Origin of the sequence: Agrobacterium sp. SORGH_AS_0440, assembly GCF_031453135.1 — a bacterium.
Classification (GTDB): domain Bacteria; phylum Pseudomonadota; class Alphaproteobacteria; order Rhizobiales; family Rhizobiaceae; genus Agrobacterium; species Agrobacterium pusense.
Genome location: NZ_JAVIYR010000002.1, coordinates 731,176 through 749,098 on the forward strand (window position 1 = coordinate 731,176; position 17,923 = coordinate 749,098).

Below are 17,923 nucleotides of genomic sequence, written 5' to 3' on the forward strand. Positions count from 1 at the left end.
GTTCAGGGCTTCGGGAAATTCAGCATCGTCTCCATGGCCCGGTCGCCCGATTTGACCAGAATGGGCCAGCTGTTGCCCTGCACCTGATAGGTTTTCGGCAGGCCCTTGATGTTCATGTAGAAGGAGAGCTTGCGCTTGTCGCGTACGAGGTTCTGCGGCTCGTAATAGGCAAAACCCGAGGGGCCGGCGATGAAGATTTCGGTCTCCTTCGGCGCGTTTTCCGGAAGCTGCAGCTGCACGCCGAGCATGGTCTTGTCGGGCGTGATGTGGAAATCGATCACCTTGAAATCGTCGGATGCCGCTTCGGGCAGTGTTTCGCGCGCCTCTTCGAGAAGGCGGCGCTCCTCGCTGTCATCATCACCAGCCGTGCCCCGGTCGACGGAGAACTTCGCCTCGAAGGGGATACAGATATTCTGGCAGACGCCGATGAATGCGGTGAGGTCGATCTTCCCGCCAGCTGCCGGATCGGTAACCTTCAGCTGAAAGGGAAGGCTGACGGCGTGGTCATAACCGATATCGGTTATATCGCCGTTTTCGATCAACTTCGGAACCGGATAGGCCATGGCGGTCAGCATCGCACCGCTGGTCGGATCAGGCGTGATCTGCGGCGGTATGCCTGCTTCTCCGGGTTCGCGCCAATAGGTTATCCAGCCGTCCTTCGGCTCGATCTGCAATACGCCGCGCACCACGCCGTTTGCATCCACGGCAAGGCTCGCGACGCGCATCTGGCCGCCCTCGCTTCTGGCCCAGTCGGTAATGTCGGCCCGGGCGGCTTGCATGCCGCCGAGGAGGGCGGCAAAAGCAGCCGCGAGGTGAAGATGTGAAAATCGAAAGAATAACCTGACGCTCATGCTTCCCGTCTAACCCAACATCGACCGGCGGACCAGTTACGAATTCGTGGGGTTCATCATTTTCGGTTGATTGATCGGGCGGTATGCCGCATCCTGTCCTTTGTCGAAGTGCGAACGCCGTTTTCCGTTAAACGACGGAATTCGGCCTGCTGGAGGCGCCTGTGAGCTTTTCAACCCTGATGGACAAGCGCGAACGTGGCTTTCTCGACGGCCAGTTCCTCATTGCGATGCCGGGGCTGGACGACGGCAATTTTGCCCGTGCGGTGATCTATATCTGCGCCCACTCGGACGCCGGGGCCATGGGTTTCATCATCAACCGGCCGCAGCAGATTACCTTCACGGACATACTGCTCCACCTGAAACTGGTGGACAGCAACGACGCCATCATGCTGCCCAACCGCACCCGTGAGTTCCCGATCCAGTGCGGCGGCCCGGTGGAATCCGGCCGAGGTTTCGTTCTGCATTCGGATGACTATTTAAGCGAATCCAGCATTCCCGTCAGCGATGACATTTCGCTGACCGCAACGCTGGATATCGTCCGCGCCATTTCCAACGGCCGCGGCCCGCAAAGGGCCACCATGATGCTCGGTTATGCCGGCTGGGGGCCAGGACAACTGGAAAACGAGATCGCCAATAATGGCTGGCTGAACTGCCCGGCTGCGGAGGAGCTGATTTTCGACCGCGGGTTGGACAATAAATACGAGCGGGCGCTCGCCCTGATGGGCGTTGATGCACGCATGCTCTCCACAGATGCGGGGCATGCCTGAGCCTCATCTTCCCGCTCGTTTTGGCTGGAACCATTCTTCTCCCTTTGGCGTTACTTACCCGGAAAGCCGCACAGACAGTACGGTTCAACTAGGGAGCAGTAATATGGGTAGCACATCTGACAAGGTCGCCGGTAAAGCCAATGAAGTTGCTGGTAAGGTGAAGAAGAACGTCGGTGAAGCGACCGGCAATAATGAATTGCGCGCCAAGGGTGCCGCCCAGGAAACCAAGGGCAAGGTACAGTCCTCCGTCGGCAAGGCGAAGGATGCCGTAAAGGGCGCCGTCGACCGCATGTAATATCGCCGGATTGATTGCGCCTCTCTGATGATGGGGCGCGCGGAGCGCATGTGTTCAAGAGCACATGCGCTCTTGTCGTCTGAGCGCCGGAACGCTCTTCCTGTTGCGCCGTTCATGTCGATGTCCCAGATTTGCCTCCGACCAACTGATCCATCGCAAGGGTTTCATCGATGAAGCTTTTTTCCTGCGCATCCTGCGGCCAGCCGGTGCATTTCGACAATCGTTTTTGCGTTTCCTGCGGTCATCGTCTTGCCTTCGTGCCGGAGCGCCTGTCCATGGAGGCGTTGGCCCCGGCCGGTGAGCCGAACTGGCAGATCGTCGCGGAACCGGAAAAACAGGTGCGGTTTTGCGCCAATGAAGTGAACGATATCTGCAACTGGTCGGTGCCCGCGGGAAGCGAAAGCGCATTTTGCCCTGCCTGCAGCCACAATCGCCTTGTGCCCGACATTGCGACGCAACAGGGCATTGAGCAATGGCGTCGTATCAGCCAGGCGCAGCGTCATTTGTTTTATTCTATCCTGCGGCTCGGCCTCCCGCATCCCAACCGTGATGCCGATCCCGCTGGCGGCCTTGTCTTCGACTTTTTGGTGGATGAGGTGGCGCCAGATGGTTCCGTCATTCCGGCCATGACCGGTCATGACGAGGGGCTGATCGCCATTCGTGCGGCCGAGGCCGACGATGCTACGCGCGAACAGGTGCGCGCCAATATGAACGAGCCGTACCGCACCATGCTCGGCCATTTCCGCCACGAAGTCGGTCACTTCATCTGGAACAAGCTCGTACGCGATGCAAACCGACTGGAGGCCTGCCGCGCCGTCTTTGGCGATGACAGAGAAGATTATGGCGCTGCCCTGCAACGCAATTACGAGGAGGGTCCACGTCCCGACTGGCAGGACAGCTTCATCAGTTCGTATGCCTCCGTCCACCCTTGGGAGGATTTTGCCGAATGTTTCGCGCATTATCTGCATATCGTCGATACGCTTGAGACCGCGCGCGCCTTCGGCGTGGCAATCGACCCCGACGGGCATGAAGAAATGGCGGCGGAGGTGACTTTCGATCCTTACAATGCCCGCAACGCTGCACAGCTGGTCAAGGCCTGGATTCCGCTCAGCGTTGCGATCAACTCGATCCAGCGCAGCATGGGGGAAGCGGACCTCTATCCCTTCGTCCTGACGCCGCCGGTGGTTGCGAAGATGGAGTTCATTCACGACCTGCTGCATGGGAGGGTGGCGGCGGATGCGTCAACACCGGTGCAGGCTGCCGTGGTTCAGTGAATATCGACAAGCGAGGAGTAAAAGCCGGCAAACGCGGTGTTTCCTCCTCCGGTCGTGCCGGACTTGATCCGGTATGCGGCCTGCCCAAGTCCTTGGCTTGAAAGGACTTTTCCCGCCGTGCCGACGCGCGTCGGCTGACGGGGGTAGATACCTCGCGTTTCAATACTTCGCTTACGAAGCCCGCTTCGTCGGCTGGAACCGCTCCCGAAGAAGCTTTAGCGCCGCATCGCCGGAAACCGGCGTGCCAAACAGGAAGCTCTGGCCGAAATGGCAGTTCATGCGGGCCAGTTCGGCCGCATCCTCAGGCGTTTCGATGCCTTCCGCCACCACCTGCATGTCGAGCGCCCGCGCCATGGCAATGACGGAGCGCAGAAGCACGTTACGCTTGTCGCTGGTATTGGCCACCAGCGCCTTGTCGAGCTTGATCGTATCGAAGGGGAAACGGGTGAGATAGGCGAGCGATGAATAGCCCGTGCCGAAATCGTCCATGGCGAGGCTAAGGCCGGTTTCCTTGAGCTTGGAAAGCACAAGCCGCGCCTGTTCCGGATTTTCCATGACGACGGATTCCGTCAGTTCCAGCTTCAGCTGCTGCGGGTTGCAGCGCGTGCGGGTGAGCATGCCGCGAACGTCGTTATAGAGTTCGTTGTTCAGCAATTGGGCACTGGAAATATTGACGGAGATGAAGATCGGCATCTTGTCGATGGCATGTTGCCAGTCCATCAGGTCGGTCGCTGCCCGTTCCAGCGCGAACATGCCGAGCGGCTCGATCAGGCCGGAGGCTTCGGCAATCGGAATGAACTCACTTGGCGGGATATTGCCACGCTTCGGGTGCTCCCAACGCATCAGCGCCTCGAAACCGGCAAGTTCCCCATCATCGAGCTTGACGATCGGCTGATAGGCAAGTGACAGCTCCTTGCGCTCGATAGCGCGGCGAAGGTCGCTTTCCATCTGCAGCCGGTCGGTGCCCGAGGTGCGGAAGGCGGGGCGGAAAGGCTCGACACGATTGCCGCCGGCGCGCTTGGCGCGATACATGGCCAATTCCGCATCGCTGAGCAGACCTGCCGCACTTTCCTGTTGGTCGATCCACGAGACGAGGCCGATAGAAGCGGTGAGAATGATTTCGCGATTGGCGAAATTGATCGGCACCATGATCGCCTTGTTCACCGCATCGGCGAAATCCGCCACACGCTGCGGATCGCGCTCCGAGGTCAGGATCAGGCCGAATTCGTCGCCGCCGAGACGAGCCAGCGTGTCCTGCGGTTTGAGCAGGCGACGCAGGCGCCGGGTGAGCGCAATCAAAATATTGTCGCCTGCAGCAATGCCGAGCGTGTCATTGACCAGCTTGTAACGGTCGATATCGATCGCCATCACGGTTGGCCGCACGCCCTCGCTGTCCGGCGAGAGGTTGAGGATCGATTGCAGGCGGTCAAGGAAGACCTGCCGGTTCGGAAGCCCGGTCAGATTGTCGTTCATCGCGTCCTGCAGCAGCCGCTCGACCGAATTTCTCTGCTCTGTAATATCGGTGATGGTGCCGACGCAGCGGATGATTTCGCCGTTGGAGCCAAGAACGGGACGCGCACGGATTTGCAGCCAGTGGAAATGGCCATCCTCGGCGCGAATACGGAATTCGTGGTTCAGCCGCGCCCTTGCGATGGTCGAGCAGCACGTCGAGCGTGGCTTTGAACCGGTCGCGGTCATCAGGGTGCAGGCGCGGCAGCCAGTTGCGCGCGGCGCCATGCATGGTTCCGGGCTCCAGCCCCAGGCGGTTGGAAATATCAGGCGTCGTGACGATACGGTCACGCGTCACGTCCCAGTCCCAGACCGTATCGCCGCTGCCCGTCAGCGCCAGCGACTGGCGTTCCAGATCGGAGAATAGCCCCTGCTGATAGGCGCTGCCGGCAAAGGCGTGCTGGATGACCGTGAAACCGATCAGAAGGACGATCAGCACCAGCCCGCCGCCAAGCGCAGGTTGCACGATGTCGTTGTCCAGCTGTCCCGTCACCGTCAACCAGCTACCGAACAGCCAGACGAGGATCAAGGCCCAGGATGGGACGAGCAGGATAGCCCGGTCGTATTTGTTGAAGCCGAGATAGATGATGAGCGCGATGCCCGCCGTCGCCGTCAGCGCGAAGGAAACACGCGCGATACCGGATGCGACGGAAGGGTCATAGATCGCCACGCCAAACAGCAGCGCCAGCCCCACCACCCAGGCAAAGGTCGCATAACCCAGATGTGCGTGCCATCGGTTCAGGTTGAGATAGGTGAAGAGAAAGACGACGAAGCTGGAGGCGAGCGCCACTTCCGCGCCCGCCCTCCATATTCGCTGATCGCTTGAGGTGACGGTGATGAGCTTTTCGAGGAAGCCGAAATCAACGCATATATAGGCAAGCACGGCCCAGGCGAGGGCGGCAGATGCGGGCAGGACCGAGGTTCCCTTGACCACGAAGAGAATGGTCAGGAGCACGGCAAGCAGGCCGGCAATGCCGAGCACGATGCCGCGATAGAGCGTGAAGGCGTTGATCGTATCCTTGTAGGCTTCCGGTTCCCACAGATAAAGCTGCGGTAGCTGCGGCGTGGAAAGCTCGGCGACGAAGGTGATGACGGAGCCGGGATTGAGCGTGATGCGGAAGACGTCGGCGTCCGGGCTTGGCTGCCTGTCGAGCGCAAAGCCTTCGCTGGGCGTTATCGCCATGATGCGTTGCGAGCCGAGATCCGGCCAGAACAGCTTGGAATTGACGAGACGGAAATGCGGCGCGACGATCACGCGCTCCAGCTGCTCTTCGGAGACATTGGCAAGCGCGAACACGGCCCAGTCGCCCTGGTGATCGTCGGAACTGGCGCGCACCTCGATGCGCCGGCGGATGCCGTCAGGACCCGGCGCGGTGGAAACCTGAAAGGCTTCGCCCTGATTGGCATAGATATCCGTGGTGGCGGTGAGATCGAGCGCCGTGTCGTCACGGGAGATCTTGACCGGCTCGAAGGCGAAGGAATGGGAGGCAAAAAGCAGGAAAAGCAGAAAAAACGGCGCAGCCAGCGCGATTGCCGCCAGACGTTTCGTGAGGCAAGGCGCAGTGTGATTGTAGGTCATGTATCGTACTTCGTTCCGCCGGAGCTTTGCTTGTCGGCAAGAAGGGAAAACATCATATGATCCCGCCATTGGCCATTGATTTTCAGATATTCCCGCAAGAGACCTTCCCGCTGGAACCCGGCATTTTCGAGGAGCCGGATGCTTTTGAAGTTTTCCGGAATACAGGCTGCCTCGATACGGTGCAACTGAAGTCCGTTGAAGATGTAGGGTATTACCAATTTTAATGCGGCAGACATATGGCCTTGGGCGGCATGCCGTTCACCGATCCAGTATCCGATCATGCAGCTCTGCGCCGCCCCGCGGCGGATATAGCCGATGGTGATGCCGCCGACCAGAAGCGTCTCTTTTTCGAACAGCAGGAAGGAAACGGCGGTGCCGGAAGAAAATTCCTGTCCGTTACGCACCACGCGCATGCGGAAGGCGCCCTCCGTCAGTTCGTCCGGCCGCCAGGTCGGTTCCCACGGCTGTAGAAACTGCCGGCTCTCGGATCGCAGCACGTGCCACTGCTTGAAATCGCTGTAGCGCGGCAGTCTGAGAAGGTGATTGGCGCTGCGCAATTCGGGTGTGTCATTATGTCGGGAAAGAAAACGCAGCATTCACGATCCCTGTGAGGCAGATATCGCCATCCGCGAATGGGATGGCGAAAAAGATGAGCGGTCTTCACCTTCAAATCCCGCTCTCATATCGGTTTATCCGTTCGCCTTTATCCTTGCGGGCTGCTGCGCGGACAGCGCGGCCGTGATGTCGGAAAGAGGCGGCAGATGTTCGAGCGGGCCAATTGCAGACAATGTCGGAACTGTATCGAAAAACAGCCGTCCTGCAAGATCGGTGAGGCGCGTGCGGGTGATGTCGCCCAGCCGCTCCATCATCTCTTCATTCGGAATGGGTCGGCCGTAAAGCATCATCTGGCGGGCGATCTGGCCGGCGCGGGCAGCCGGGCTTTCCTGGCCCATCAGCAATTGCGCGCGGATCTGCGCACGGGCCCGGTCGATTTCCTCCTGGTGGATGGTCTGCGAGGACTTGCGCAGCTCTTCCAGAATGACGGGAACCAGTTCAGGCAGGTCGTTGCCGCCGGTGGCCGCATGCACGCCGAAGATGCCGGTATCGGAAAAACCCCAGTGGAACGCATAGACGGAATAACACAGGCCGCGATATTCACGCACTTCCTGGAACAGGCGGGAAGACATGCCGCCGCCGAGAATATTGGCGAGAATCTGCGAACAATAGAAATCGCGGGCATGATAGGCCTTGCCCTCGAAGCCGAGAAGCACCTGCGCATCCATCAGGTCGCGGGTCTCTCGGATTTCTCCGCCGGTATAGACAGCCTTTTCAAGCACAGGTGTCGCCACGGGCAGCTGCGGCAGCGAGGCGAAACGCTCTTCAACCTGCTTGACGAAGCTCTCGTGATCGACCGCGCCGGCCGCAACGACGAAGATGCGGTCCGTCGTATAATTGCGGGCGAGATAATGCCTGATCTGGCCTGTCGTGAAGGATTGCACGGTCTCGGGCGTGCCCAGGATCGGCCGGCCGATCGTCTGGTCGCGATAGGCGACACCGGAGAAATTGTCGAAGATCACGTCGTCGGGCGTATCAGTGGCGGCACCGATCTCCTGCAGGATGACGTTCTTTTCGCGCTCCAACTCGTCTTCATCGAAGAGCGATTCCGTCAGGATGTCGGCAAGGATATCGACCGCGAGCGGAACGTGATCCTTGAGGACGCGGGCGTAGTAGGAGGTTGTTTCCGTCGACGTCGCGGCGTTGACTTCGCCGCCGACATTTTCGATCTCTTCGGCGATCTGACGGGCGGTGCGGCGCGCCGTGCCCTTGAACGCCATATGTTCGAGAAGATGGGCGATGCCATGTTCGGCAGTCGTCTCGTTGCGGGAGCCGGATTTGATCCACACCCCAAGAGCGACGCTTTCGAGATGTGGCATTCTTTCCGTGACAACGGTCAACCCGGACGAAAGCCGGGTCAAATTTACTCTCATACTCAACGTCTTTCCGCGTCTCTATTTGCCGGCGCGTGCATGTTTGCCGATGAAGCTTTCCACGGCTTTGAGCTCCGCATCCAGAATGTCGAAACGCTCCTCCCGGTTCATGATGTCAGCGAGCCATACTGGAAGCGCCGGGTCGATTGCGCAAGCGGATTTTACAGCCGCCGGGAATTTTGCCGGATGGGCGGTCGACAGAACCACCATTGGCGTTGCGGGCTTTTCGTGCTTTTCCGCCACGAAAACACCTGTTGCCGTGTGCGGGTCGATCAGGTAGCCGGTCTTTTCAAGCGTGTCGCGAATGGTCGCCGCCACCTGCTTTTCGGTGGCGCGTCCGGCGCGGAAATCCTTCTTGATGAACTTCAGCGCCTTTTCCGGAATTTCAAACGCGCCCGATTGCTTGAGGCCATCCATCGATGACTTAACGGCAGCGGAATCGCGGTCGTAAGCTTCGAACAGCAGTCGCTCGAAGTTGGACGAAATCTGGATATCCATCGAGGGCGAGGTGGTGGGCTTGACGCCGCGCATCTCGTAACGGCCGGTCTTCAGCGTGCGCGCCAGAATGTCGTTGTCATTGGTCGCGATGACCAGCTTGTCGATCGGCAGGCCCATCTTCTTGGCGACGTAACCGGCGAAAATATCGCCGAAATTGCCTGTCGGAACGGTGAAGGACACCTTCCGGTCGGGGCCGCCGAGCGACAGAGACGCGGTGAAATAATAGACCACCTGCGCCATGATGCGCGCCCAGTTGATGGAGTTGACGCCGGAAAGCTTCACGCCGTCGCGGAACTTCACGTCGTTGAACATCTCTTTCACCAGCGTCTGGCAATCGTCGAAATTGCCGTTGATCGCCAGCGCATGCACGTTGGAAGCGGTGGAGGTCGTCATCTGGCGCTGCTGCACCGGAGAGACCTTGCCGTTCGGGAAAAGGATGAAGATATCGGTACGCTCGCGTCCGGCAAAGGCGTCGATCGCCGCCCCGCCCGTATCGCCGGATGTGGCGCCGACAATGGTGGCGCGCTCGCCGCGTTCCGTCAGCGTATAGTCCATCAGACGGGCGAGGAGCTGCATCGCCACATCCTTGAAGGCGAGCGTGGTGCCGTGGAACAGCTCCAGCACGAAGGTGTTCGGACCGGTCTGTGTCAGCGGAACGACGGCCGGGTGGCGGAAGGTCGAATAGGCGTCGTCGATCATCGCCTTGAACTTGTCGGCCGGAATTTCGCCGCCGGTGAAACGGTAGAGAACCTCGAAGGCGACATCCTGGTAGGACTTGCCGCGCAGGTTGCGGATTTCCTTTTTCGACATGGACGGCCATTTGCGCGGCACGTAAAGCCCGCCATCGCGGCCAAGGCCTGCCAGAAGCGCGTCGCAAAAACCAAGCGAAGGGGCCGCACCCCTGGTCGATACATATTCCACGAGATAGTCCCTTATCCGTTGCCGATGTGATCGGCGTCTTTTCCGCAGCGTCTCACCGAATTGAGGCGATTGGCGAGGTCATGAAGCGCTTTTTTGAAAATTCAAGCAAAACCGAACATGCCAATCGATTTTTTCCGGCGTCGCTGCTATAGACCATCGCCAACCTGGGTGAAAGGTCAATAAACAGCGTCTCCGGTTCTGTTCCGGGACAATGGAGAGGGAATTAGAAGAGTGTCAGGGAATTTCTTGCGTTTGTCCGCCGCGATGTCGCTTCTCGTCGTTGTTGCAGGATGCAATTCCTCCAACCCGTCGGACTCGCTTGCCGTCAACCCGCCGGCGGCGCAGGCCGCGCCAACGGCTGCCGTGGTTCAGGCCAATTGCCCGGCCGTGACGGTTCTCGACGCCAATGCCGTTCATCGCGTCTATGCCGGCGGCGCCAAGGACGATCCGCAGAAACTCGCCTATCAGGTCTCGCTGTCCGATACGACGCGCTCCTGCACCGCCAATGAATCGACGCTCACCGTCAACGTGCTGGCCCAGGGCCGCCTCGTTCCCGGCCCCATGTCGAAGGGTGGCCGTGTAACTGTGCCGATCCGTGTAACGGTGAAGGACGGCGACGGCGAGATTTTCGGTGAAACGACCAATTTCGCCATCGATGTTCCCGCAGGCGGGGCCGGCACGCAGTTCATCTTCAACAACGACCACGTCGCCATTCCCAACGGACCGGGCGGCGCGCCGAGGTCCGTCAGCGTTTATATCGGCTTTGCAGAGCAAGGCGCGAAGGCCAAGACGAAGCGCCGGTGATTTGACGGGCTAGATGTAAAAGCCGGAGGATGCTCGGCAGGCTTCGGTCAGATCGCGGAAAAACCATTCCTCACACGCGACGTCATCCTCGGGCTTGTCCCGAGGATCCAAACACGTATCGTAAAATCAAAGCGTTGCAGATGCTCGGGACAGGCCGAGCATGACGAAGTGGCGTTTGTGACAAAGCCACAACTTAAAACGCGCCTTCCCACTCTGCCATCGCTGCAATCACGGCCGGCAGGTCCTGCATGCGGGAGATCACCGTTTCGGCGCCCGCATCTGTCAGCCGGTCGGCGTGGCTGGGATAGGTGTGGGACGCGCCGGTAAAGCCGATGACGCGCATGCCAGCGGCCCTTGCGCCATGGATGCCGTGCACGGAATCTTCGACCACGACCACGCGATCGGGGGAAACGCCAAATTGCGCTGCGCCGTGCAGGAAGATGTCGGGCTTCGGCTTCACGCGATCAGCGCCGAGATCCTTGGCGGAATAGATATGCGGCGCGAAATAGGGTTTCAGGCCTACTTTCGTGAGCATCATATCGAGGCGGTGGCTCGAAGAGTTCGAGCAGATGCAGCGGGGCGTCGTCAGGCGGGACAGGGCGAACTTCACGCCCTCGATGATCTTCACGTCGCGTTCCAGCCGCATGTCGAGCAGTTTTTCCGATTTGTCGAGCAGCGAGGCTGAGAGCGGAATGCTGGCTTCGCTTTCCACCTGCAGGAGGATGTTCTTCCAGGTCATGCCGGCGAAACGCTCCCCCATTTCCTCGACCGAGATCGGATAACCGGCTTCGGTCAGAAGGCGGGATTCCACCTGTGCCGCGATGATTTCGGAATCGACCAGAACGCCGTCGCAGTCGAAAATAATGAGGTCGAAGCCGCTCATGGGCGCTCCCTGTATCGGATTTGGCTGGAAGAAAATGATGCCGGGCTTTTAGACCATGTCTGCGCCAAGCTCAACCGGCTCGCCAGCAAAGGACAGTCCCGTCAGGCTCATAGCTTGAAGGCCGCGGGCAAGGGAGCCGCGTGTCATAACAGTCTGCTCTGGCTTGCTGCAAAAACCTCTACACACGGTCGCGCCATATGCGCTATGGGATGTTATGCCCAAGACAGCAAAAAATTCGCCTGAAGATACCATTGCCGCCCGCATCAGCCGCACGCTTGCCGACCGCATCGTTCGCGGTGAGCTGTCGCCGGGCGAAAGGCTGCGGCAGGATCACATCGCCGCCGAATTCGGCGCCTCGCATGTGCCGGTGCGCGAGGCATTCCGCCGGCTGGAAGCGCAGGGACTTGCCGCCAGCATTCCGCGCCGGGGTGTCAGGGTCGCGGATTTCGGTCTCGATGATGTGCGCGAGGTGGCGGAAATGCGTGCCGCTCTTGAGGTTCTGGCTTTGCGCCACGCCATTCCCAACATGACGTCAGCCATTCTCGATCAGGCGGAGGCAGCCACGCTCGAAGGCGACAGCGCCGTTGATGTCGAGCATTGGGAGGAGGCCAATCGCCGCTTCCACCGCCTCATCACCGCGCCCTGCAACATGCCGCGCCTGATCGAAGCGATCGATGGCCTGCATGCGGCAAGCGCCCGTTTCCTGTTCTCCGCCTGGCGGGCCGGCTGGGAGCGCCGCACCGATACCGATCACCGGGCGATCATCGACGCGCTGCGCGGCGGCCGCGCCGAAGAGGCGGTGCGCATCCTTGACGGGCATGTGCAATGGATCGGCCGCAAGGCGATCCGCACCTCGTCCGGCTCGGTGCGCGACGCCTTCGCCATTGTCGGATAGGCCCTTGACCGTCCGCCTCCGGCCCCACCACCTTCTCTGCATGCTCACCTATGTGGGCAAGGGATACACATCTGGCTTCGTCGAAAATTACGACCGTGTCGCCGACCGCCTGAATGCCGGGGAAGAGGATATCGAGCTGGTGGATGGCCCCGACGACATCTGCGAGGGCCTGTTGTGTGAAAGCCATGCCCACTGTTTCAACGAAGGGGTTGTGAAGCGGGATGAGACGGCCCGCGTTTCGGTGTCAGTGCTTTTGGGCGAGACGCTGGCTGCCGGCAAGCGGTTGCAGGTGACGCCGGACTTCCTTGCCAAGATGCGTCTGGCATTTGCAGGGGGAGATATCAGGCAGGCCTGTCGAGGCTGCCAGTGGAACAGGTTGTGCGACCGCATTGCCGCTTCAGGCTTTGCTGGCGTGAAAATCGGCGAACAGCCGGAGCCTCAAGCAGGGCTGCGGCCAAGGCCTACTCCGGCACACGCGTCTCGGTTCTCTCGGCAGCCTTGACCGTCGCCTTGATCTCCTTCTGATCGCGGCCCGACTTCTTGTCGTAACTTACCTTCACCGAATAATCGCCGGGATGAAGCGTTTCCTGATGCTGCGTGCCATAACGGCCGGAAATCTCCTTCTGCGTGCCCTGAAGGTCCCTGGTCGTTTCGACAATGTCGATCCGTTCCGCGCCGGGGGCGGTAATTGCGAGAACGCCCGCATCGAGATTGATGGTTATTTCCGTGCGTTTTCCGGCGGTCACGGTGAACGGCTGCTCCACTGTCACCTTGCCGAGGCGTGCGCGCATGACGAAATTACCGGCCGGCATTTCCATCATCTTGCCGGTTCCGTAAATGCCGTTGATGGTCTCCCGCGTGCCGTCAAGGGTTTCCTTGGCCGACATCGCTTCGAAGCGGATATCATCCGTTTCCACCGCCCTGCCGCCTTCCGCATACACGGCCTTGGCGATCACCACGCCGCTCGGAATGACAAGTTCGTGGCTGATCTTGTCGCCGGCCTTCATGGTGAGCTTCTCCTGCGCCCGCGCCGGGCCGACGCTGCCGGTGAGAAGCACTTCGCCCGCCGGCACGAAGACGGTATCCTGGCCATAGACGCTGTCTTTGAAATCATCCTTGGTGATTTCAGTTTTCGCCTGTGTCTCCACATCGCCGCCGGGGCTGCGTTTTGGCACGACAGTCAGTTCGGCCGCATCGAAATTTACCTTCGGCCTTGCAACGCTTCCGTCCTTCACCTCGAACGCTATTTCGCGGGTCACATTGCCCAGCGCCGCCACGCCCACATATCTGCCCGCTGGCAGCTTCGCCTCGAAGGTGGCGTCATAGGAACCGCCGGCATTCTCGTCGGTGCGCCCGCCCGTGCTGTCGGCCTTGTAGAAATCCCAGCGCACCCTGTCACTGTTGCCGAGGGAGGGGCCGCCATCAAACAAAACCGCATCGGTGATGACGTTATATTGCGGGTTCGGTTGCTGAGCCTGCGAGGGCGTTGCCAGCGCGACCGCGAAAAGTGCGGCCCAAACGACATTCATGGAAAAAGACGCCATTTTCATCACGGACCCCATTGCGGACTACCCCCTGCCATAATGGCTCTTCCTGCCGCGCGAATATGCGGGCACAGGAGAACCCATTGTGCACAACGTTTTCGCCGGACTTCGGGTTCCCCGCCGGTCTCCGCAAATTGCGCCAGTGCGCCGCGAGAGCCATTTATTTCGCATTTTCCGTGACTTGTTCAGGCTTTGATAACCATCTTCGGTAACCATAAGCCTCAGTAGAGAGTAAGCGTATGGAGCGAGTACCAATGGCAGCAGTTTTTCCGCTGGCCGATTTTCGGCATGCCGGTTTTGATCGTGCAGGTGAGAGTGACGCCTGGAAAGACAGCATCATAAAGGGTGATTGCGTCGCTGCCTTGGATGCCCTCCCGAGCCAGTCGGTGGACGCGATTTTCGCCGATCCGCCGTATAACCTCCAGCTCGGCGGCACGCTGCACCGGCCCGATCAGTCGCTGGTTGACGCCGTCGACGACGAATGGGACCAGTTCGCCTCCTTCGAGGCCTATGATGCCTTCACCCGCGCCTGGCTGCTCGCCTGCCGCCGCGTGCTGAAGCCGAACGGCACCATCTGGGTCATCGGTTCCTATCACAATATCTTCCGCGTCGGCGCCACGCTCCAGAACCTCGATTTCTGGATCCTCAACGATATCGTCTGGCGCAAGACCAACCCCATGCCCAATTTCAAGGGCCGCCGGTTCCAGAACGCCCATGAAACCATGATCTGGGCGAGCCGCGATCCGAAAGCCAAGAACTACACCTTCAACTACGATGCGTTGAAGGCCTCCAATGACGACGTGCAGATGCGCTCCGACTGGCTGTTCCCTATCTGCAGCGGCCATGAGCGGCTGAAGGGTGAGGACGGCAAGAAGGTGCACCCCACCCAGAAGCCGGAAGCGCTGCTTGCCCGCATCATCATGGCTTCCACCAAACCGGGTGATGTCGTGCTCGACCCGTTCTTCGGCTCCGGCACCACGGGTGCGGTGGCAAAACGCCTCGGCCGCCACTTCGTCGGCATTGAGCGCGAGCAGGATTATATCGATGCCGCCGCCGCCCGCATCGCCGCCGTCGAACCGCTCGGCAAGGCGGAACTGACGGTCATGACCGGCAAGAAGGCCGAGCCGCGCGTCGCCTTCAACACCCTGCTGGAAAGCGGCCTCGTCCGTCCCGGCCAGGTGCTGACGGATGCAAAGCGCCGTTATAGCGCCATTATTCGTGCGGATGGTACGCTCGCATCCGCCGGAACCGCCGGCTCCATCCATCGCCTCGGCGCGAAGGTGCAGGGTCTCGACGCATGCAACGGATGGACGTTCTGGCACTTCGAAGACGGCGACGACCTGAAGCCGATCGATGATCTCCGAGCCATCATCCGCAGTGAACTGGCAAAGGCCGAATAGTCCAAGCCGGAAAGGCTTGAAGGCAACGATCCACCGCCCGCCCTTGTCCAGAATACGTCTCCGTCCGGTTTAGTACCTTCAGTCCCGGATGGAGAACGACCAACGCCCGGCACATCGTGTCGGGCGTTGGTATTTTCGAATATAAAATTTTAGATAGACAAGTTTCGCGCAAGAGACGACAACTACTGTCCTAATCAAAGCAGTGGTTGTGAAAATCCGGTCTGGACAACTCACAAAAACATTGCGTCCAATGCCGCTTGCGGCAGGACTGGCGCAGGCCGGAGACCGCCATTTCCGCCTGCGCCAATTTCTTTTCCCGATCTTTTTGACAAACCTTGCCAAAATCTGCACTCTGTCTTCGTAGGAGATGAAGATGGTGACCATGAATATTTCGCTGCCCGGCCAGATGAAGGAATGGGTCGAAGCGCAGTCTAAAACGGGCCGTTACTCCAATGCCAGCGACTATGTGCGAGATCTCATCCGAAAGGATCAGGAGCGGAGCGAAAAGATCGCTGCCATGCAGGGCCTAGTGGACGAAGGATTGCAGGCTCCCTCCGGTCATCGTTCTGAAGATGCCTTGTTTGCTGAGGCCGAAGCCCGCTCCATGAAACATAAAATTGGCTGATCATGGGATTTCGCCTTTCTCTGCCTGCGGAAGAAGACGTCATCCGCATAGCGCAAGAAGGCATCGACCTATTTGGACCTCAGCAAGCGCGAAAGTACCATCGCAAACTTTTCGCAATATTCGACTTGATATCACGGAATCTAAGGATCGCACGCGAGCGTGGCGAGTTGTCGCCGTCGGTGCGCATTCATCCGTTCAGAGCACATCTGGTGGTCTATCGCGTTGAGGCGGACGACGACGTCCTCATCGTCCGCGTCCGCCATGGGCACGAGGACTGGGGCAATGAGCCTTAATTCATGCCACGAGGTGACTTAAGGGCGGAACCTAAACCGCCACCCCAAATGCCTGCAGATCCTGCTTCAGCTTCTCCGCGCCGGTGAACTGCACGGCCTGCCAGCCGGCGGCCTTTGCGCCTTCGACATTGATCGCCGTATCATCGATGAACAGAGTTGCGGCGGGATTGAGCCCGAAATCGCGCGCATGAAGCTCATAAATCGCCACATCCGGTTTGATCAGCTTGATGTCACCGGAAACGGTGACGCCACGCGGCAGGGTGAGGAAGGGGAACATCTTCTGCGCCTCACGAAAAGTGTCGGAGGCGAAGTTGGTCAGCATCGTCACGTCGTGGCCGCTCTCGATAAGGCCTGTCATGATCGCGACGCTGTCGTCATAGGAATGCGAGACCATCTCGTGCCAGAACTTGCGGAAGGAGCGGATGTGCTCTTCCCGTTCCGGGAACTTCTCCACCAGCAAAGCTTCAGCATCCTCCCAGCGGCGGCCACGATCCTGCTCGAGGTTCCAGTCATGGGTGCAGACATTCTCGAAGAACCATTGGCGCTCATCGGCATCGGGAATGAGGCGGCTATAGGGAATATGCGGATCGTAATGGATCAGCACCTTGCCGATGTCGAATACGATATGCTCAATCTTGGTCATCGAAATTTCCTGCTTTCATTGAATGCGGATGGAATAGCCTGCGCGATGACTTTTTTCATCACCGTTGGCAGCGCCTGCGCGTCAAGATTTGTAACCGGCTCCCACCATCCGTCATCCGGCCCGGTTTGGAGGCCGCCCGGAACCTGAGCGCGGTAGACGTTGAGCCTCAGCTCAAAATGGGTGAACACATGCACGATCACGCCCGTCGCCTGCCAGTCGGCGACGAAGGGCGCGTGACTTTGGTCCGTGCCGCCATCCAGGCGGGCAGTCCAAGCCGTTGTCGGCACCTCGGTCATGCCGCCGAGAAGGCCGCTGTCGATTCGCCGCCGCAGCAGGATTTCACCTTCTGCATTGACGGCCACAAAGGCAGCCCCGAGCCGCACCGGTTTTGCTTTCTTCGCGGCTTTCACCGGAAAACGCTCCGGCTCGTCCTCCGCAAGCGCCAGACACACGCCATTGAACGGACAGAGCGCGCAGGCCGGCCGTTTCGGCGTGCAGATCGTTGCGCCAAGGTCCATCATCGCCTGGGCGAAATCCCCGGGCCTGTCGGCAGGGGTCAGCTCTGCTACCTTAGCTTTCATCGCCGGCTTTGAGCCGGGCAGTGGCGCATCGATGGCGAAGAGACGTGAAATGACCCGTTCGACATTGCCGTCCATGACAGCCGCCTGCCGGTTAAAAGCGATGGCAGCGACGGCAGCCGAGGTATAATCACCGATGCCGGGCAGTTGCTTCAAACCCTCTTCCGTGTCCGGAAAGACGCCGCCATGCTCATTCGCCACGGCTTCCGCGCATTTCTTGAGATTGCGGGCGCGGGCGTAATAACCAAGGCCTGCCCAGGCCGCCATGACGTCCTCGACCGGCGCCGCAGCGAGATCCGTGACGCTCGGCCACGCGGCGAGGAACTTCAGGAAATAAGGTTTTACGGCCTGCACCGTCGTCTGCTGCAGCATCACTTCGGAGAGCCAGACATGATAGGGATCGGCGCGTTTTCCCTTCGCCGCCATGGCCGGGGAAGTGCGCCATGGCAATTCGCGATGGTGCCGGTCGTACCATGCGAGCAGCATCTGCGCATAAGACGACGAGGCGGTTTTTTGAAGCATGGTTTGCCGTTTCTGTTCGATTTGGCCTATAGTTGGGACATCCGTAGCGAGCGA

General features: G+C 59.8%; 17 protein-coding genes and 1 pseudogene. 9 read left to right on the forward strand and 9 right to left on the reverse strand.

The features are described 5' to 3' along the window. Nucleotides 1-2 precede the first annotated feature (2 nt). Nucleotides 3-851, reverse strand: a complete 849-nt coding sequence (locus QE453_RS12830) for a protein-disulfide reductase DsbD domain-containing protein (protein WP_309777192.1) — start codon at nucleotides 849-851, stop codon at nucleotides 3-5. 161 nt (nucleotides 852-1,012) lie between these two features. Between QE453_RS12830 and QE453_RS12835 the strand changes: the two genes are divergently transcribed. The 3 genes from QE453_RS12835 (at nucleotide 1,013) to QE453_RS12845 (ending at nucleotide 3,187) form a co-directional block, all read left to right on the forward strand. Beyond that, nucleotides 1,013-1,618 (forward strand): YqgE/AlgH family protein, encoded by a 606-nt coding sequence (locus QE453_RS12835; RefSeq protein WP_004440387.1) that lies wholly within the window; start codon nucleotides 1,013-1,015, stop codon nucleotides 1,616-1,618. Between the two features lie 103 nt (nucleotides 1,619-1,721). Then, nucleotides 1,722-1,913 carry a CsbD family protein gene (locus tag QE453_RS12840; RefSeq protein WP_004440389.1) on the forward strand — a complete coding sequence of 64 codons (192 nt, stop codon included), beginning with the start codon at nucleotides 1,722-1,724 and terminating at the stop codon, nucleotides 1,911-1,913. 170 nt (nucleotides 1,914-2,083) lie between these two features. Then, nucleotides 2,084-3,187, forward strand: coding sequence for a putative zinc-binding metallopeptidase (locus tag QE453_RS12845; RefSeq protein ID WP_309777194.1), 1,104 nt, complete (start codon nucleotides 2,084-2,086; stop codon nucleotides 3,185-3,187). Nucleotides 3,188-3,358: 171 nt separating this feature from the next. On the opposite strand, the pseudogene QE453_RS25260 reads toward QE453_RS12845, so the two are convergent. From QE453_RS25260 to thrC, 4 genes and pseudogenes are all read right to left on the reverse strand, one after another. Beyond that, nucleotides 3,359-6,275 (reverse strand): annotated as a pseudogene (locus QE453_RS25260) (EAL domain-containing protein). Continuing rightward, nucleotides 6,272-6,871, reverse strand: a complete 600-nt coding sequence (locus tag QE453_RS12870) for a GNAT family N-acetyltransferase (protein ID WP_004440394.1) — start codon at nucleotides 6,869-6,871, stop codon at nucleotides 6,272-6,274. The pseudogene QE453_RS25260 and the gene QE453_RS12870 overlap by 4 nt, the downstream one beginning before the upstream one ends. Before the next feature lie 93 nt (nucleotides 6,872-6,964). After that, nucleotides 6,965-8,263 carry a pitrilysin family protein gene (locus tag QE453_RS12875; RefSeq protein ID WP_004440396.1) on the reverse strand — a complete coding sequence of 433 codons (1,299 nt, stop codon included), beginning with the start codon at nucleotides 8,261-8,263 and terminating at the stop codon, nucleotides 6,965-6,967. 21 nt (nucleotides 8,264-8,284) lie between these two features. Further along, nucleotides 8,285-9,682 (reverse strand): threonine synthase, encoded by a 1,398-nt coding sequence (gene thrC / locus QE453_RS12880; protein ID WP_004440397.1) that lies wholly within the window; start codon nucleotides 9,680-9,682, stop codon nucleotides 8,285-8,287. 264 nt (nucleotides 9,683-9,946) lie between these two features. On the opposite strand from thrC, the gene QE453_RS12885 reads away from it, so the two are divergent. Then, nucleotides 9,947-10,486, forward strand: a complete 540-nt coding sequence (locus QE453_RS12885; protein ID WP_035209497.1) for a hypothetical protein — start codon at nucleotides 9,947-9,949, stop codon at nucleotides 10,484-10,486. Nucleotides 10,487-10,679: 193 nt separating this feature from the next. Here QE453_RS12885 and QE453_RS12890 read toward each other — a convergent pair whose 3' ends face one another. After that, nucleotides 10,680-11,369, reverse strand: coding sequence for an HAD family hydrolase (locus QE453_RS12890; protein ID WP_003520496.1), 690 nt, complete (start codon nucleotides 11,367-11,369; stop codon nucleotides 10,680-10,682). A gap of 214 nt (nucleotides 11,370-11,583) precedes the next feature. On the opposite strand from QE453_RS12890, the gene QE453_RS12895 reads away from it, so the two are divergent. Further along, the gene (locus QE453_RS12895; protein WP_309777195.1) at nucleotides 11,584-12,264 is read left to right on the forward strand and encodes a GntR family transcriptional regulator; all 681 of its coding nucleotides are present in this window, start codon (nucleotides 11,584-11,586) and stop codon (nucleotides 12,262-12,264) included. Between the two features lie 40 nt (nucleotides 12,265-12,304). Beyond that, nucleotides 12,305-12,766 carry a DUF1284 domain-containing protein gene (locus tag QE453_RS12900; RefSeq protein WP_309778147.1) on the forward strand — a complete coding sequence of 154 codons (462 nt, stop codon included), beginning with the start codon at nucleotides 12,305-12,307 and terminating at the stop codon, nucleotides 12,764-12,766. On the opposite strand, the gene QE453_RS12905 is transcribed toward QE453_RS12900, so the two are convergent. After that, nucleotides 12,726-13,826, reverse strand: coding sequence for a hypothetical protein (locus tag QE453_RS12905; protein WP_282454971.1), 1,101 nt, complete (start codon nucleotides 13,824-13,826; stop codon nucleotides 12,726-12,728). The genes QE453_RS12900 and QE453_RS12905 overlap by 41 nt on opposite strands. A gap of 236 nt (nucleotides 13,827-14,062) precedes the next feature. On the opposite strand from QE453_RS12905, the gene QE453_RS12910 reads away from it, so the two are divergent. The 3 genes from QE453_RS12910 to QE453_RS12920 all read left to right on the forward strand — a co-directional run bounded on the left by QE453_RS12910 (nucleotide 14,063) and on the right by QE453_RS12920 (nucleotide 16,126). Beyond that, nucleotides 14,063-15,208, forward strand: coding sequence for a site-specific DNA-methyltransferase (locus tag QE453_RS12910; RefSeq protein ID WP_004440405.1), 1,146 nt, complete (start codon nucleotides 14,063-14,065; stop codon nucleotides 15,206-15,208). Between the two features lie 373 nt (nucleotides 15,209-15,581). Further along, the gene (locus QE453_RS12915; RefSeq protein ID WP_004440406.1) at nucleotides 15,582-15,833 is read left to right on the forward strand and encodes a type II toxin-antitoxin system ParD family antitoxin; all 252 of its coding nucleotides are present in this window, start codon (nucleotides 15,582-15,584) and stop codon (nucleotides 15,831-15,833) included. 2 nt (nucleotides 15,834-15,835) lie between these two features. Continuing rightward, nucleotides 15,836-16,126, forward strand: coding sequence for a type II toxin-antitoxin system RelE/ParE family toxin (locus QE453_RS12920; RefSeq protein ID WP_244405173.1), 291 nt, complete (start codon nucleotides 15,836-15,838; stop codon nucleotides 16,124-16,126). Between the two features lie 31 nt (nucleotides 16,127-16,157). Here the strand turns inward: QE453_RS12920 and QE453_RS12925 are convergent, their stop codons facing one another. Both QE453_RS12925 and mutY read right to left on the reverse strand, forming a co-directional pair. After that, nucleotides 16,158-16,769 carry an HAD family phosphatase gene (locus QE453_RS12925; RefSeq protein WP_022555751.1) on the reverse strand — a complete coding sequence of 204 codons (612 nt, stop codon included), beginning with the start codon at nucleotides 16,767-16,769 and terminating at the stop codon, nucleotides 16,158-16,160. Beyond that, complete coding sequence (gene mutY, locus QE453_RS12930; RefSeq protein WP_244405171.1) at nucleotides 16,766-17,869, reverse strand: A/G-specific adenine glycosylase; 1,104 nt, start codon at nucleotides 17,867-17,869, stop codon at nucleotides 16,766-16,768. Before mutY ends, QE453_RS12925 begins: the two co-directional genes overlap by 4 nt. Nucleotides 17,870-17,923 lie beyond the last annotated feature (54 nt).

What these genes read in the sequence shown, in the direction of transcription:
- QE453_RS12840 (WP_004440389.1), top strand. Translation starts at nt 1,722, where the DNA reads ATGGGTAGCACATCTGACAAGGTCGCCGGTAAAGCCAATGAAGTTGCT.
- QE453_RS12905 (WP_282454971.1), bottom strand. Translation starts at nt 13,826, where the DNA reads ATGGGGTCCGTGATGAAAATGGCGTCTTTTTCCATGAATGTCGTTTGG.
- QE453_RS12845 (WP_309777194.1), top strand. Translation starts at nt 2,084, where the DNA reads ATGAAGCTTTTTTCCTGCGCATCCTGCGGCCAGCCGGTGCATTTCGAC.
- QE453_RS12925 (WP_022555751.1), bottom strand. Translation starts at nt 16,769, where the DNA reads ATGACCAAGATTGAGCATATCGTATTCGACATCGGCAAGGTGCTGATC.
- QE453_RS12910 (WP_004440405.1), top strand. Translation starts at nt 14,063, where the DNA reads ATGGCAGCAGTTTTTCCGCTGGCCGATTTTCGGCATGCCGGTTTTGAT.
- QE453_RS12890 (WP_003520496.1), bottom strand. Translation starts at nt 11,369, where the DNA reads ATGAGCGGCTTCGACCTCATTATTTTCGACTGCGACGGCGTTCTGGTC.
- QE453_RS12895 (WP_309777195.1), top strand. Translation starts at nt 11,584, where the DNA reads ATGCCCAAGACAGCAAAAAATTCGCCTGAAGATACCATTGCCGCCCGC.
- QE453_RS12900 (WP_309778147.1), top strand. Translation starts at nt 12,305, where the DNA reads ATGCTCACCTATGTGGGCAAGGGATACACATCTGGCTTCGTCGAAAAT.
- QE453_RS12885 (WP_035209497.1), top strand. Translation starts at nt 9,947, where the DNA reads ATGTCGCTTCTCGTCGTTGTTGCAGGATGCAATTCCTCCAACCCGTCG.
- QE453_RS12870 (WP_004440394.1), bottom strand. Translation starts at nt 6,871, where the DNA reads ATGCTGCGTTTTCTTTCCCGACATAATGACACACCCGAATTGCGCAGC.
- QE453_RS12920 (WP_244405173.1), top strand. Translation starts at nt 15,836, where the DNA reads ATGGGATTTCGCCTTTCTCTGCCTGCGGAAGAAGACGTCATCCGCATA.
- QE453_RS12875 (WP_004440396.1), bottom strand. Translation starts at nt 8,263, where the DNA reads ATGAGAGTAAATTTGACCCGGCTTTCGTCCGGGTTGACCGTTGTCACG.
- mutY (WP_244405171.1), bottom strand. Translation starts at nt 17,869, where the DNA reads ATGCTTCAAAAAACCGCCTCGTCGTCTTATGCGCAGATGCTGCTCGCA.
- QE453_RS12915 (WP_004440406.1), top strand. Translation starts at nt 15,582, where the DNA reads ATGGTGACCATGAATATTTCGCTGCCCGGCCAGATGAAGGAATGGGTC.
- QE453_RS12830 (WP_309777192.1), bottom strand. Translation starts at nt 851, where the DNA reads ATGAGCGTCAGGTTATTCTTTCGATTTTCACATCTTCACCTCGCGGCT.